The sequence below is a fragment of the Streptomyces sp. NBC_01255 genome, from assembly GCF_036226445.1.
Taxonomy (GTDB): domain Bacteria; phylum Actinomycetota; class Actinomycetes; order Streptomycetales; family Streptomycetaceae; genus Streptomyces.
In genome coordinates, this window is sequence record NZ_CP108474.1 from 692,424 (window position 1) to 704,663 (window position 12,240).

Here is a 12,240-nt window from a genome sequence, read left to right on the forward strand (position 1 = left end):
CGCCCTCGGCGGGTCGGCGACAGGCCGTCAGTTGTCGCTGAAGCCCACGTAGTTCTCCGCGAGCGAGGCCGAAGCGGCCCCCGAGTTCGCGAGGTAGCGCAGGTGGGAGAGGCGCAGCCCGCGGTCGAAGGCGGTGTCGTCCGGGCTGCTGTGGAGGAGGGTCGTCATCGTGTACGAGAAGTGCTCGGCCCGCCAGACGCGGCGCAGCGCGGTCTCCGAGTAGGCGTCGAGCAGCGAGTCGTCCCGCTCGGCGTGGTGGCGGGTGAGCGCCTGGGCGAGCAGGGTGACGTCGGCGACCGCGAGATTGAGGCCCTTGGCGCCGGTGGGCGGCACGATGTGGGCCGCGTCCCCGGCGAGGAAGAGGCGTCCGTGGCGCAGGGGCTCGGCGACGAAGCTGCGCATCGGGGTGATGCTCTTCTCGGTGATGGGCCCGCGCTTCAGCTCCCAGTCGCCGTCGACGGCGAAGCGGGCCTCCAGCTCGTCCCAGATCCGCTCGTCCGGCCAGTTGTCCGTGGAGTCGTCCGGGTCGACCTGGAGGTAGAGGCGGCTGACCTCGGGTGAGCGCATGCTGTGCAGGGCGAAGCCGCGCTCGTGGTGGGCGTAGATCAGCTCGTCGCAGGAGGGTGCGACGTCGGCGAGGATGCCGAGCCAGGAGAAGGGGTAGGTGCGCTCGGTGACGGTGAGGACGTCCTCGGGCAGGGAGCGCCGGCCGATGCCGTGGAAGCCGTCGCAGGCGACGACGAACGCGCAGTCGAGGGTGTGCTCGGCGCCCTCGTGGCGGTAGCGGACGGTGGGGTGGTCGGTCTCGATGCCGTCGACGGACAGGGCCTCGGCCTCGAAGAGGATCGTCCCGCCGGCCTCCTGGCGCAGGGCGATGAGGTCCTTGACCACCTCGGTCTGGGCGTAGACCATGACCGACCGTCCGCCGGTGAGGGACGGGAAGTCGATGCGGTGGGAGCGCCGGTCGAAGCGGAGCTCGATGCCGTGGTGCTCCAGGCCCTGCCGGTCCATGCGGGCGCCGGCGCCGGAGAGGCGCAGCACGTCGACGGTGTCCTGTTCGAGGATGCCGGCGCGCTGGCGCCGCTCGACGTACGCCTGGTCGCGGAGTTCGAGGACGACGTTGTCGATGCCCTGCCGGTGCAGCAGGTGCGAGAGGAGGAGGCCGGCCGGTCCGGCTCCGATGATGCCGACGGTGGTGCGGGGCATGGTGGTCTCCGTGAGCGTGATGAGGGAGGAAAGGGAGCCGGGCGGTCAGAGGGAGAGCGGGGTGCCGTCCTCGGTGAGGACGCGCTGCGCGGTGGCGAAGGCGGAGTTGGCCGCGGGTACCCCGCAGTAGACGGCGGAGTGCAGCAGCACCTCCTTGATGTCCTCGGGGGTGAGCCCGTTGCGGATCGCGGCGCGGACGTGCATCGCCAGCTCCTCCTGGTGCCCGTGGGCGATCAGGGCGGTCAGGGTCAGGCAGCTGCGGGTGCGCCGGTCGAGTCCGGGCCGGGTCCAGATCTCGCCCCACGCGCAGCGGGTGATGTAGTCCTGGAAGTCGGCGGTGAAGTCGGTGGTGCGGGCGACCGCCCGGTCCACATGGGCGTCGCCCAGTACGGCCCGGCGGACCGCCATGCCCTCGGCGTAGCGGCTGTCGTCGGAGTCGGGGGTGCCGAAGTGGCCGAGGAGCGCGGAGAGGACCGCTTCGGGCCGTTCGGCGGGCGCGAGGTGGGCGGCGCCGGCCAGTTCGAGCAGGCTCGCGTCGGGGATGCCGTCGGCGAGTTCGCGGGCGTGCGCGGGGGGTGTGGCCGGGTCGGCGCGCCCGGCGAGGACGAGGGTGGGCGCGGTGACGCGGTGCAGCTCGTCGCAGAGGTTGTACGTGGCGAGGGCGTCGCAGCAGGCCGCGTACCCCTCGGCGTCGGCGGCGCACAGGTCGTCCACGAGGCGGTCGGCGGTGTGCGTGCCCGCGAAGTCAGGGGTGAACCAGCGGCCGAGGGCACCCGGCGCCACGGCGTCGGTGCCCTTCTCGCGTACGAGGGCGGCCCGTTCGTGCCAGCCGGCGGGCTCGCCGAAGCGGGCCGAGGAGCAGACGAGCGCGAGGCGGGTGATCCGCTCCGGGTGGTGGACGGCGAGGTGGGCGCCGATGGCGCCGCCGAGGGAGATGCCGGCGTAGGCGAACTGATCCACGCCGAGGTGGTCGGCGAGGGCCAGGACGAGGGCTGCCAGGTCGGCCATGCCGGTGGTGCCGGGGGCGGTGTCGCCCAGCGTCCCGGTGGGGGTGTCGCCGTGGCCGGGCAGGTCGAATCGGATCACGCGGTGGCGGCGGGCCAGGGCGGGGACCTGGGCGTCCCAGACAGCGAGCGAGGTGCCGAGGGACGGGCCGAGGATCAGGACGGGCGCGGTGGCGGGGCCGTCGATCCGGTGGTGGAGAACGCTGGTCACGGGCGGCCTTCCGGGTCGGCGGAGGGCTGCCTCCGCAGGGCGTGGTCGACGAGCAGGGGGGCGGCGCCGGTGGCGCCGGCCGGGTCGGCGAGGGCGCGGAGCCGCTCGGAGGTGATCCGGCCGATCAGCTCGGGAGCGGCGACGAGCAGCTCCGCGAGCTCCCGGTCCTCCTCCGCCGCCTGCCGGGAGAGCCGGTCGAGGAGCGCCCGGGCGTCGGCCCGGCCGAGGACGTCCGCCAGGGCGGCGGCGAGGCGTTCGCTCGTCACGAGACCGCGGGTGCGGTGCAGGTTCTCGAGCATCCGGTCCGGGCGGACGCGGAGCCCTTCGGCGAGTTCGGCGGTGTGGTGGGCGGCGGAGCCCGCCAGCCTGAGCAGCTCCCGCAGTGGCTGCCACTCGGCGTGCCAGGCACCGGCGGGCCGCTCGTCCTCCGCGGCGAGCGAGCCGAGGAGGACGGCGGCGAGCGCGGGGGCCTGGCGTGCGGCCGAGGCGACGAGGGTGGCACGGACGGGGTTGCTCTTGTGCGGCATGGCGGAGGATCCGCCGCCGCTGCCCTCGGCGAGTTCGGCGGTTTCGGTGCGGGCGAGCTGGAGGACGTCCACGGCGGGCTTGCCGAGGGCGGCGGCGGTGAACGCGAGGGCTGTCGCGAGGTCGGCGACCGGGGTGCGCAGCGTGTGCCAGGGCAGGACGGGTGCGGCGAGCCCGAGTTCGGCCGCGTACCGCTCGGTGAGCTCCGGGCCGCTGCCGGGCGCGCCCGCCAGGTACTCGAAGGCCGCCAGGGTGCCTGCCGCGCCGCCGAGTTGGGCGGGGAACCGCAGCGCGGCGAGCCGGTCGGCCGCGTCGAGGGCGAGGTGGCGCCAGCCGGCCGCCTTGAGTCCGAAGGTGGTGGGCACGGCGTGCTGGCCGAGGGTACGGCCGGCCATGGGGGTGTCCCGGTGGGCGGCGGCGAGCCGCCCGAACGCCTCGGCGGCCCGGTGCAGTTCGGCGGTGATCAGGGGGACGGTACGGGCCGCGACGAGCATCGCGGCGGTGTCCAGGACGTCCTGGCTGGTCGCGCCCCGGTGGACGTACGGCGCGGCGTCCTCGGGCACGGCGGCCGTGAGCGCGGCGACGAGCGGGATGACCGGGTTGCCGCCGGCGCGGGCGCGCAGGGCGAGGTCCCGCGGGTCGAAGCGGTCGGCGCGGGCCGCCTCCGTCACGGCCTCGGCCGCCGCGCCGGGGGCGTGGCCGAGGGCGGCCTGCGCCCGGGTCAGGGCGGCCTCGGCGTCGAGCATCGCCTGGAGGAAGGCGCGGTCGCCGGTGGCGCGCTCGGCCGCGGTGCCCGCGCTGACGGGGGCGAGGAGACCGACGTCGTACGCCGCGCTCTCCGTGGTGTCGTAGGGGTCAGCGGAAGTCAAGGAACACCGTCTCTTCGGCCCCCTGGAGGCGGATGTCGAAGCGGTGGACGCCCGGCCTGTCCTCCGTCGCGAGGAGGGTCGCGCGCCGCTCCGGCGCGAGGCCCGCGAGCAGCGGGTCGGCGTCGGTGGCCGGGCCCGGCAGGTAGATCCGGGTGTACAGGTGGTGGAGCAGTCCGCGGGCGAAGACGCAGACGGAGAGGTACGGGACGCCGCCCGGCGGGAGGGTCCTGACGGCCCAGTGGCCGTCGGCGTCGGTGGCGATCCGGCCGAAGCCGGTGAACGTGACGCCGTCCCGGCCCGCGTACCCGCCGGTGACGGGGTCGCGCCGCAGGGAGCCGGGGGCGCCGGAGCGGTCGCCGTCGGGACCGGGCTGCCAGATCTCCACGATCGCGTCGGGGATCGGGGCGCCGGCGCCGTCGTACACGTACCCGTGGACGGCGAGGGTGTCGGGGTGTCCGGCGGGCGCGATGTCGGGGCCGCCGGGGAAGGGCAGGGCGTAGCCGTAGAAGGGCCCGACGGTCTGCGAGGGCGTGGGGAGGAGGGTCAGGGGGTCGCGGCTCATCGGCCTTCCTCGATCCAGGTCGCGGCGGGGCCGTCGAGGACGATGTCCCAGCGGTAGCCGAGCGACCGCTCGGGGGTGGACAGGTCGTGGTCGTAGGCGGCGACGAGCCGCTCGCGGGCCACGTCGTCGGTGACGGACTGGAGGATCGGGTCGTACGCGAAGAGCGGGTCGCCGGGGAAGTACATCTGGGTGACGAGCCGTTGGGTGAACGCGGTGCCGAAGAGCGAGAAGTGGATGTGCGCGGGGCGCCAGGCGTTGTCGTGGTTGCGCCAGGGGTAGGCCCCGGGCTTGACGGTCGTGAACGCGTACGCGCCCCGGTCGTCGGTCAGGCAGCGCCCGAAGCCGGTGAAGTTCGGGTCGAGCGGCGCCGGGTGCTGGTCGCGGAGGTGGGCGTAGCGGCCGGCGGCGTTGGCCTGCCACAGCTCGACGAGCTGGCCGCGGACGGGCCGTCCGGCGCGGTCGAGGACGCGGCCGGTGACGGTGATCCGCTCGCCGAGCGGCTCCCCCGCGTGGGCCAGGGTCAGGTCGGCGTCGGTCTCGGTGACGTCGGTGACGCCGAAGACCGGTCCGGAGAGTTCGACCGCCTCGGGGTCGTGGACGGTGACGGGCGGGTGGAGGGGGTGGCGCAGCGCGCTGCTGCGGTAGGGGGCGTAGTCCCGGGCGGGGTGATGGCGCACCTCGCCGGCGGCGAGGCGGTGCGTGAGGTAGTCCTTCCGCTCGCCCTCGATCTCGCGCGAGATGTCCTGCTGCGTCAGTGTCATGACGTCCTGTCACCTTTCCAGTACGAGGGCGAGTCCCTGGCCGACGCCGATGCAGAGCGTGGCGAGGCCGGTGCCGGAGCCGCGGGCGGCGAGCTGGTGGGCCACGGTTCCGGCGAGCCGGGAGCCGGAGGAGCCGAGGGGGTGTCCGAGCGCGATGGCTCCGCCGTGGGGGTTGACGACGGCGGGGTCGAGTTCCGGCCACTCGGCGAGGCAGCCGAGGGCCTGGGCGGCGAAGGCCTCGTTGAGCTCCAGGGTGGCGAGGTCGGCGAAGGTGCGGCCGGCGCGGGCGAGCGCGCGCTGCGCGGCTTCGACGGGGCCGAGGCCGAAGTACTGCGGTTCGATGCCGCTGACGGCCGAGGCGGTGATCCGGGCGAGGGGTTCGCGGCCGGTGGCGCGCAGCCCCGCCTCGTCGGTGATCAGGAGCGCGGAGGCGCCGTCGTTGAGCGGGGAGGCGTTGCCGGCGGTGACGGTGCCGTCCTTGCGGAAGACGGGCTTGAGGCGGGCGAGGGCGGCGAGGGAGGTGTCCTGGCGGACGGACTCGTCGCGGTCGAGGCCGGTGCCGGCTCGTCCGTTGCCTTCGACGGGGACGACCTCGGCGTCGAAGGCGCCGGTCGCCCAGGCCTCGGCGGCCTTGGCGTGGCTGGCGAGGGCGTAGGCGTCCTGCTCCTCGCGGCCGATGCCGTGCTTCTCGGCGACGAGTTCGGCGCCCTCGCCGAGGGACACGGTCCACTCGGCGGGCATGCGCGGGTTGACCATGCGCCAGCCGAGGGTGGTGGAGTGGAGCTCCTGGTGGCCGGCGGGGTAGGCGCGGTCGGGCTTGGGCAGCACCCAGGGGGCGCGGCTCATCGACTCGACGCCGCCGGCGAGGACGACCGAGGCGTCGCCGACGGCGACGGCACGGTACGCCTGGATCACGGCCTCCATACCGGAGCCGCAGAGGCGGTTCACGGTGACGCCGGGGACGGTGACGGGCACTCCGGCGAGCAGCGCGGCCATGCGGGCGACGTCGCGGTTCTCCTCGCCGGCGCCGTTGGCGTTGCCGAGGAACACGTCGTCGATCCGGCCGGGGTCGAGCGCGGGCGTACGGTCGAGCAGGGCGCGCAGGACGTGGGCGGCGAGGTCGTCGGGGCGGACGCCCGCGAGCGCGCCGCCGTAGCGGCCGACCGGGGTCCGTACGGCGTCGACGATGTAGACGTCCTTGGTCACGGGGTCTCCTCCGTGTGGGCGGCGACGGACAGGGGTACGTGCACGGGCGCCGCGGTGCGGCGGGTGATCTCGTCCACGCTCACGCCGGGCGCGGTCTCCACGAGGACGAGGCCGTCCGCAGTGACGTCGAGGACGCCGAGGTCGGTGATGATCCGGTGGACGCAGGCGCGGCCGGTGAGCGGCAGCGTGCAGGTGTCGACGATCTTCGGCGAGCCGTCCTTGGCGGTGTGCTCGGTGAGGACGACGACCCGCCGGACGCCGTGGACGAGGTCCATCGCGCCGCCCATGCCCTTGACCATCCGGCCGGGGACGGCCCAGTTCGCGAGGTCGCCGCCGGCCGAGACCTGCATGGCGCCGAGGATCGCGGTATCGATGTGGCCGCCGCGGATCATGCCGAAGGAGAGCGAGGAGTCGAAGAAGGAGGACCCCGGAAGGACGGTGACCGTCTCCTTGCCCGCGTTGATCAGGTCGGGGTCGACCTCCTCGTCGTAGGGATATGGTCCGACGCCGAGGAGGCCGTTCTCCGACTGGAGGACGACGTCGACGCCTTCGGGGAGGAAGCCCGGGACCCGGGTCGGCAGTCCGATCCCGAGATTGACGTACGAGCCGTCGGTCAGTTCGCGGGCGGCGCGGGCCGCCATCTCGTCCCTGGTCCAGCTCATCGCGTGCGTACCGTCCTTCGCTCGATGCCCTTGGCCGCGGCCTCTTCGGGGGTCAGTGCGACGACCCGCTGCACGAACACGCCGGGCAGGTGGATCGCGTCGGGGTCCAGCTCGCCCGGCTCCACGAGCTCCTCGACCTCGGCGATGGTGATCCGGCCGGCCATGGCGGCGAGCGGGTTGAAGTTGCGGGCGGAGCGGCGGAAGACGAGGTTGCCGTGGCGGTCGCCGCGGGCCGCGCGGACCAGGGCGAAGTCGGTGGTGATGCCGTGTTCGAGGACGTGGGGGCGGCCGTCGTAGTCGCGGACCTCCTTGGGCGGGGAGGCGACCGCGACGCTGCCGTCGGGCGCGTACCGCCAGGGCAGTCCGCCGTCGGCGGCCTGGGTGCCGACACCGGCGGGCGTGAAGAAGGCGGGGATGCCGCAGCCGCCGGCCCGGAGGCGCTCGGCGAGGGTGCCCTGCGGGGTGAGCTCCAGCTCCAGTTCGCCGCCGAGGTAGCGGCGGGCGAACTCCTTGTTGTCGCCGATGTAGGAGCCCGTCACGCGGACGATGCGGCCGTCGGCGAGCAGGATGCCGAGGCCGCCGCCGTCCACGCCGCAGTTGTTCGACACGACGCTGAGCCGGCCGGAGCCCTGGGCGTGCAGAGCCCGGATCAGTACGTCCGGCACCCCGCTCAGCCCGAAGCCTCCGACGGCGAGCGAGGCGCCGTCTCCGATGTCCGCCACCGCATCGGCGGCGGATGTCACCACTTTGTCCATGTAACGACCCGTTTCACTGAGGATTGACGGCGCAGGTGTTCGCCTGGTGAACTTATGTTCATCAATGAACGCGGGGGTGAGTGTCCGCCCACGCTTCGGGCCGTGTCAACGGCGACGGGTACGGTTTTCGCATCGTGACCGGCCCGCGACACGACCCCGACCACAGTCCGCGGCACGGTCCGCGACGCGGTCCGCGGCCAGCAGGAGGAGAGCAGACGATGGCGCAGCGCACGGAGCCGGACGAGCCCCCGGAGGAGCTCGTCGGGCCGCTGGAGCGCGGACTCGCCGTGCTGCGCGCGGTGGCCGCCGGACCGGGGACCCGCCAACGCCCCGGCGACCTCGCCCGCACCACCGGGCTCGCCCGGTCGACCGTCGACCGGGTCGCCACGACGCTGCTGCGCCTGGGCTACGTACGCGCCGAGGAGCGCGATCTGCTGCTCGCGCCGCGCGCGGCGGACCTGGGCAACGCCTACCTGTCCTCGACCGGGCTGCCCGAGGCCGTCGGTCCGCACGCCGTCGCCCTCGCCGACGCGCTCGACGAGTCCGTGTCCGTGGCGGTCCCCGACGGGGACGGGGTGCGCTTCGTGGCGCAGGCCGCGCGGCGGCGCGCCATGGCGATCTCGTTCCGCGCGGGGGACGTCCTGCCGGCCGAACGCTGCGCGCCCGGGGCGCTGTTCGCCGCCGACTGGGCGGACGCGGAGTGGGAGACATGGCGGGCGCGGCACCTCAAGGACCCGCTGGACGCCGCCTTCCCGGCGGTACCGCCCCGCACGCCCTCGGTGTCGACATCGGACGCGAACTCCGTCGAGAGCGACTTCCGCGCCCGGGCCGACCGGAGTCGTATGGACGGCTGGGCTGCCGACGACCAGCTCATCGAGGCCGGGCTGATCGCCGTCGCCCTGCCCGTACGCGACGCGACCGGCGCCGTCGTCTGCGCCGTCAGCGTCGTCAGCCACACGAGCCGTCACGACATCGACTCCCTCGCCGACATCGCCCTGCCGCCGCTGCGCGCGGCCGTCGCGGCGATGGAGGCGGGCCTCGCGGCGGCCCCCGCGGCGGAGCGCGAGGCGCCGCCCGCCGGTCCGGGCGCGGCGGAGCTCAAGGAGGAGTTGGGTGCGGGATTCCTGCAGTCACTCGCACGCGGTCTGGACGTGCTGTGCGCGTTCGGCGCGGTCCGCGGCCCGGCCAGGCTGTCCGAGCTGGCCCGCCTGACGGGGCTCCCGCGCGCCACCGCCCGGCGGTCGCTGATCACCCTGCGCCACCTGGGATACGTACGGGAGGACGAGGACGGCTTCCGGGTGCTCCCCCGTGTCCTGGAGCTCGGCCACGCCCGTGTCTCGGGCCTCACGCTCGTCGAGATCGCCACCCCGCACCTCGCCGAACTGGTGGTCCGGGTCCACGAGTCGGCGTCCGTCGCGGTGCTCGACGGGGAGGACATCCGGTACGTCGCCCGCGTCGCGAGCTCCCGGATCATGCACATCGACATCAGGGTGGGCACCCGCCTGCCCGCCTACGCCACCTCGATGGGCCGGGTCCTGCTCGGCGCCCTGCCCGAGGAGGAACGCGCGGCGCTCCTCGCGGGTGTCACGCCCGAGGCGCTCACGCCCCACACGGTGACGACGCCCGAGGCGCTCGCCGAGGCGGTGGCCGAGACCGCGCGGCGCGGCTACGGGTGGGTGGAGCAGGAGCTGGAGGAGGGGCTGCGCTCGCTCGCGGCGCCGGTGACGGACGGCCGGGGCCGGGTGGTCGCCGCCGTCAACGTGGCGCTGCACGCGGGCCGCCGGTCCGCGGAGGAGAGCCTCGCCGCGCTCCTCCCCCACCTCCTCGGCACGGCCGCCGCGATCAGCGCCGACCTCGCCGCGGTGAGCCGTTGGTCCCCCGTACGCGTGTCCTGAAGGGCCGACGCGGTCACTCGCCGGCCGAGGACGGCGGTGCGCAGGACGAGGGCCGTGTCAAGGCGACCAGCCGGTGGGGTGGCCGGCCACCGTATCGTAGGGCTCGGGGCAACCAGGCGCGCGGTCCCCGCGTCTCTCCGTGCGGACACCCCACTGCCACAGGGATCAGGGAACAGGACACGCGATGAGCGACAAGGCCCGCATACTCTTCGACGCGCTCGACCTCGACCACGACGGCACTCTCACCCTCGCCGAGGTCGTCGGCGCCCTTCGGTCCAAGGGGCCGACGCTGGTCGCGCAGGGGGTCATCCCCGTCTGGGGCGTGGGGGGCGACGAGGAGTCGGCGGCCCTGTTCGACGCCGCCGACCAGAACGGCGACAAGGTCCTGTCCTTCGAGGAGTTCGCCGCCGTGGTCGACCGCCGTTTCGGCTGGTGACGTCCCGGACCAATGGAACGCGGGTCGCCGCCGCGTAGAGTGTGCTCGGGCGCGCTGTGATCATGAGGAGAACGATGACCGCGGTGAGCCTTGAGCACACGCACGTCCCCGCCGACTCCGGCGAGGTGACCCTGCTGATAGCCCGCAGGGTCGAGCCCGGTCACGAGGCCGCTTTCGAGCGATGGGCGAAGGGCATCCTGGAGAGCGCCGCACGCTTCCCCGGCCACCTCGGCTACGGGTTCTTCCGCTCCTCGGGCGGGGACGCCCCCTGGTTCCTGGTCCACCGCTTCCGTGACGCGGCCGCGTGTCAGGCCTGGCAGGAGTCACCGGAGCGGGCCGCGTGGTTCGCCGACTGCCGGGGCCACCACCACACCGAGGTCGCGCGCCGCCAACTGACCGGCATGGAGACGTGGTTCGCCAAGCCGGGGTCGACGCGGCCGGCGCCTCCCCGGTGGAAGATGGCGATCAGCGCGACCCTGGCGATCTACCCCATCTCCCTCCTGGGCGGCTACTTCCTGACGCCCCGCCTGACCGCGCTGCCCATCGTGCTCAGCAGCGCGGTCATCGCCTGCGTCTTCAACGTCCTGATGACCTATGTGGCGATGCCCACGGTCAGCCGGCTGCTCCGGGGCTGGCTCAGCCCTCGATCGTGATCTCCCGCTTGAGGATCTTGCCGGTGGGGCCCTTGGGCAGACCCGGCACCAGCTGGACGATCCGCGGGTACTTGTACGGGGCCACGCGGTCCTTCACGAACTCGCGCAGTTCGTCCGCCGAGGCGTCGGCACCCGGCCGCAGGGTGACGACGGCCGCGATCTCCTCGCCGTGCACGGCGTGCGGGACACCCACCACGGCGGCCTCGGCGACGGCCGGGTGCTCGTAGAGGACCTCCTCGATCTCGCGCGGGTAGACGTTGTACCCGCCGCGGATCACCAGGTCCTTCTTGCGGTCCACGATGAAGTAGAAGCCGTCCTCGTCGCGGCGCGCGAGGTCGCCGGTGCGGAACCAGCCGTCGGTGAAGGCGGCCGCGTCGGCCTCGGGCCGGTTCCAGTACCCGGCCATGACGTTCGGGCCCTGCACGGCGATCTCGCCGACGTCGCCGTCCGGGACGTCCTTGCCCTCGTCGTCGACGAGCCGGACGTGCACGCCGTCGATGGGGGTGCCGATCGATCCGGGCTTGCGCGGGCCGTCGAGGGCCCCGAAGGTGACCACCGGGGAGGTCTCGGACAGGCCGTAGCCCTCGACGACCGGACAGCCGAAGACGGCCTCGAAGCGATGCAGCACCTCCACGGGCATGGCCGAGCCGCCGGTCACGCACAGCCGCAGATCGCCGCCGCCGTCCGTGAGACCGGTCGAGCCGGCCGCGTCGGCGGCGGCGAGCAGGCCCAGGAACATGGTGGGCACGCCCTCCATCACGGTGACCCGGTCCCGGGAGAGGATGTCCAGCGCCTTGGCGGCGTCGAAGCGCGGCAGCAGGGTGATGCGGGCGCCGGTGAGGACCGCCGCGTTCAGCCCGCAGGTCTGGCCGAACACGTGGAAGAACGGCAGGCCGCCGAAGACCGTGTCCGAGGCCGAGATGCCCAGGACGCGGGCCACGGCCGAGGTGTTGGACCCGAGGTTCCCGTGGGTGAGCCTGGCCCCCTTGGGGCGCCCGGTGGTGCCCGAGGTGTAGAGCAGTACGGCGAGGTCGTCGACGTCCCGGTCCACGACTCCCTCGCGCGGCTCGACGGCGGCCAGCGCGGGGCCGAAGCCCGGGTCCGTCACGTCGGCGCACTCGATGCCCAGCTCCGCCGCCGCGGCTCCGGCCTCGCCCATCGCCGCGCCCCAGGCGAGGATCAGCCGGGCTCCGCAGTCACCGGCCGCGTACGCGATCTCGCCGGACTTGAGCAGCGGGTTCATCGGCACGGCGACCGCGCCGGCGCGCAGCACGCCGTAGTAGGCGACGGCGAAGTGCGGGATGTTGGGCAGCAGGATCGCGACGCGGTCGCCCGGTCCGACTCCCTTGGCCTCCAGCCAGCCGGCGACCCGGGCGCTGCGGTCGTCCAGCGACCGGTAGTCGAGCGTCTGGTCGTCCAGCTGGATCGCGATGCCGTCCGGCTGTGCCGCTGCAGTACGGGCCAGGTTGAGAGCCAGATTGGTCATCGTCGACCT

General features: G+C 74.2%; 12 protein-coding genes. 3 read left to right on the forward strand and 9 right to left on the reverse strand.

Annotated features, from left to right (window positions below; genetic code table 11):
- Positions 1-27 precede the first annotated feature (27 nt).
- The 8 genes from OG357_RS02875 to OG357_RS02910 are packed head-to-tail and all read right to left on the reverse strand — an operon-like array spanning position 28 to position 7,761.
- The gene (locus OG357_RS02875) at positions 28-1,206 is read right to left on the reverse strand and encodes a 4-hydroxybenzoate 3-monooxygenase (RefSeq protein ID WP_329619588.1); all 1,179 of its coding nucleotides are present in this window, start codon (positions 1,204-1,206) and stop codon (positions 28-30) included.
- Between the two features lie 45 nt (positions 1,207-1,251).
- On the reverse strand, positions 1,252-2,421 hold the full coding sequence (pcaDC, locus tag OG357_RS02880) for a bifunctional 3-oxoadipate enol-lactonase/4-carboxymuconolactone decarboxylase PcaDC (RefSeq protein WP_329619589.1): 1,170 nt from the start codon (positions 2,419-2,421) through the stop codon (positions 1,252-1,254).
- Positions 2,418-3,815 carry a 3-carboxy-cis,cis-muconate cycloisomerase gene (pcaB, locus tag OG357_RS02885; RefSeq protein ID WP_329619590.1) on the reverse strand — a complete coding sequence of 466 codons (1,398 nt, stop codon included), beginning with the start codon at positions 3,813-3,815 and terminating at the stop codon, positions 2,418-2,420. The genes pcaDC and pcaB overlap by 4 nt, the downstream gene beginning before the upstream one ends.
- A complete protein-coding gene (gene pcaG, locus OG357_RS02890; protein ID WP_329619591.1) occupies positions 3,802-4,377 on the reverse strand; it encodes a protocatechuate 3,4-dioxygenase subunit alpha in 576 nt (191 codons plus the stop codon). The genes pcaB and pcaG overlap by 14 nt, the downstream gene beginning before the upstream one ends.
- Positions 4,374-5,138, reverse strand: a complete 765-nt coding sequence (pcaH, locus tag OG357_RS02895) for a protocatechuate 3,4-dioxygenase subunit beta (protein WP_329619592.1) — start codon at positions 5,136-5,138, stop codon at positions 4,374-4,376. The genes pcaG and pcaH overlap by 4 nt, the downstream gene beginning before the upstream one ends.
- A gap of 9 nt (positions 5,139-5,147) precedes the next feature.
- Entirely contained in the window at positions 5,148-6,344 is a 1,197-nt protein-coding gene (locus OG357_RS02900; RefSeq protein WP_329619593.1) for a thiolase family protein, read from the reverse strand.
- Positions 6,341-7,006, reverse strand: a complete 666-nt coding sequence (locus OG357_RS02905; protein WP_329619594.1) for a 3-oxoacid CoA-transferase subunit B — start codon at positions 7,004-7,006, stop codon at positions 6,341-6,343. The genes OG357_RS02900 and OG357_RS02905 overlap by 4 nt, the downstream gene beginning before the upstream one ends.
- Positions 7,003-7,761, reverse strand: coding sequence for a CoA transferase subunit A (locus OG357_RS02910; protein WP_329619595.1), 759 nt, complete (start codon positions 7,759-7,761; stop codon positions 7,003-7,005). The genes OG357_RS02905 and OG357_RS02910 overlap by 4 nt, the downstream gene beginning before the upstream one ends.
- Positions 7,762-7,979: 218 nt before the next feature.
- Here OG357_RS02910 and OG357_RS02915 point away from each other — a divergent pair, with 218 nt between their 5' ends.
- The 3 genes from OG357_RS02915 (at position 7,980) to OG357_RS02925 (ending at position 10,745) form a co-directional block, all read left to right on the forward strand.
- Positions 7,980-9,656, forward strand: coding sequence for an IclR family transcriptional regulator domain-containing protein (locus tag OG357_RS02915; RefSeq protein WP_329619596.1), 1,677 nt, complete (start codon positions 7,980-7,982; stop codon positions 9,654-9,656).
- Positions 9,657-9,840: 184 nt separating this feature from the next.
- Positions 9,841-10,092: an EF-hand domain-containing protein gene (locus OG357_RS02920; RefSeq protein WP_329619597.1), complete on the forward strand. Its 252-nt coding sequence runs from the start codon at positions 9,841-9,843 to the stop codon at positions 10,090-10,092.
- Positions 10,093-10,166: 74 nt separating this feature from the next.
- Entirely contained in the window at positions 10,167-10,745 is a 579-nt protein-coding gene (locus OG357_RS02925; RefSeq protein ID WP_329619598.1) for an antibiotic biosynthesis monooxygenase, read from the forward strand.
- Here the strand turns inward: OG357_RS02925 and OG357_RS02930 are convergent.
- On the reverse strand, positions 10,729-12,231 hold the full coding sequence (locus OG357_RS02930; RefSeq protein WP_329619599.1) for a long-chain-fatty-acid--CoA ligase: 1,503 nt from the start codon (positions 12,229-12,231) through the stop codon (positions 10,729-10,731). The two genes, OG357_RS02925 and OG357_RS02930, sit on opposite strands and share 17 nt — an antisense overlap.
- Positions 12,232-12,240 lie beyond the last annotated feature (9 nt).

Excerpts from the sequence above, each read along its gene's own strand:
- OG357_RS02905 (WP_329619594.1), bottom strand. The coding sequence starts at position 7,006 with ATGAGCTGGACCAGGGACGAGATGGCGGCCCGCGCCGCCCGCGAACTG.
- OG357_RS02915 (WP_329619596.1), top strand. The coding sequence starts at position 7,980 with ATGGCGCAGCGCACGGAGCCGGACGAGCCCCCGGAGGAGCTCGTCGGG.
- OG357_RS02925 (WP_329619598.1), top strand. The coding sequence starts at position 10,167 with ATGACCGCGGTGAGCCTTGAGCACACGCACGTCCCCGCCGACTCCGGC.
- OG357_RS02930 (WP_329619599.1), bottom strand. The coding sequence starts at position 12,231 with ATGACCAATCTGGCTCTCAACCTGGCCCGTACTGCAGCGGCACAGCCG.
- pcaG (WP_329619591.1), bottom strand. The coding sequence starts at position 4,377 with ATGAGCCGCGACCCCCTGACCCTCCTCCCCACGCCCTCGCAGACCGTC.
- OG357_RS02910 (WP_329619595.1), bottom strand. The coding sequence starts at position 7,761 with ATGGACAAAGTGGTGACATCCGCCGCCGATGCGGTGGCGGACATCGGA.
- pcaH (WP_329619592.1), bottom strand. The coding sequence starts at position 5,138 with ATGACACTGACGCAGCAGGACATCTCGCGCGAGATCGAGGGCGAGCGG.
- OG357_RS02875 (WP_329619588.1), bottom strand. The coding sequence starts at position 1,206 with ATGCCCCGCACCACCGTCGGCATCATCGGAGCCGGACCGGCCGGCCTC.
- OG357_RS02920 (WP_329619597.1), top strand. The coding sequence starts at position 9,841 with ATGAGCGACAAGGCCCGCATACTCTTCGACGCGCTCGACCTCGACCAC.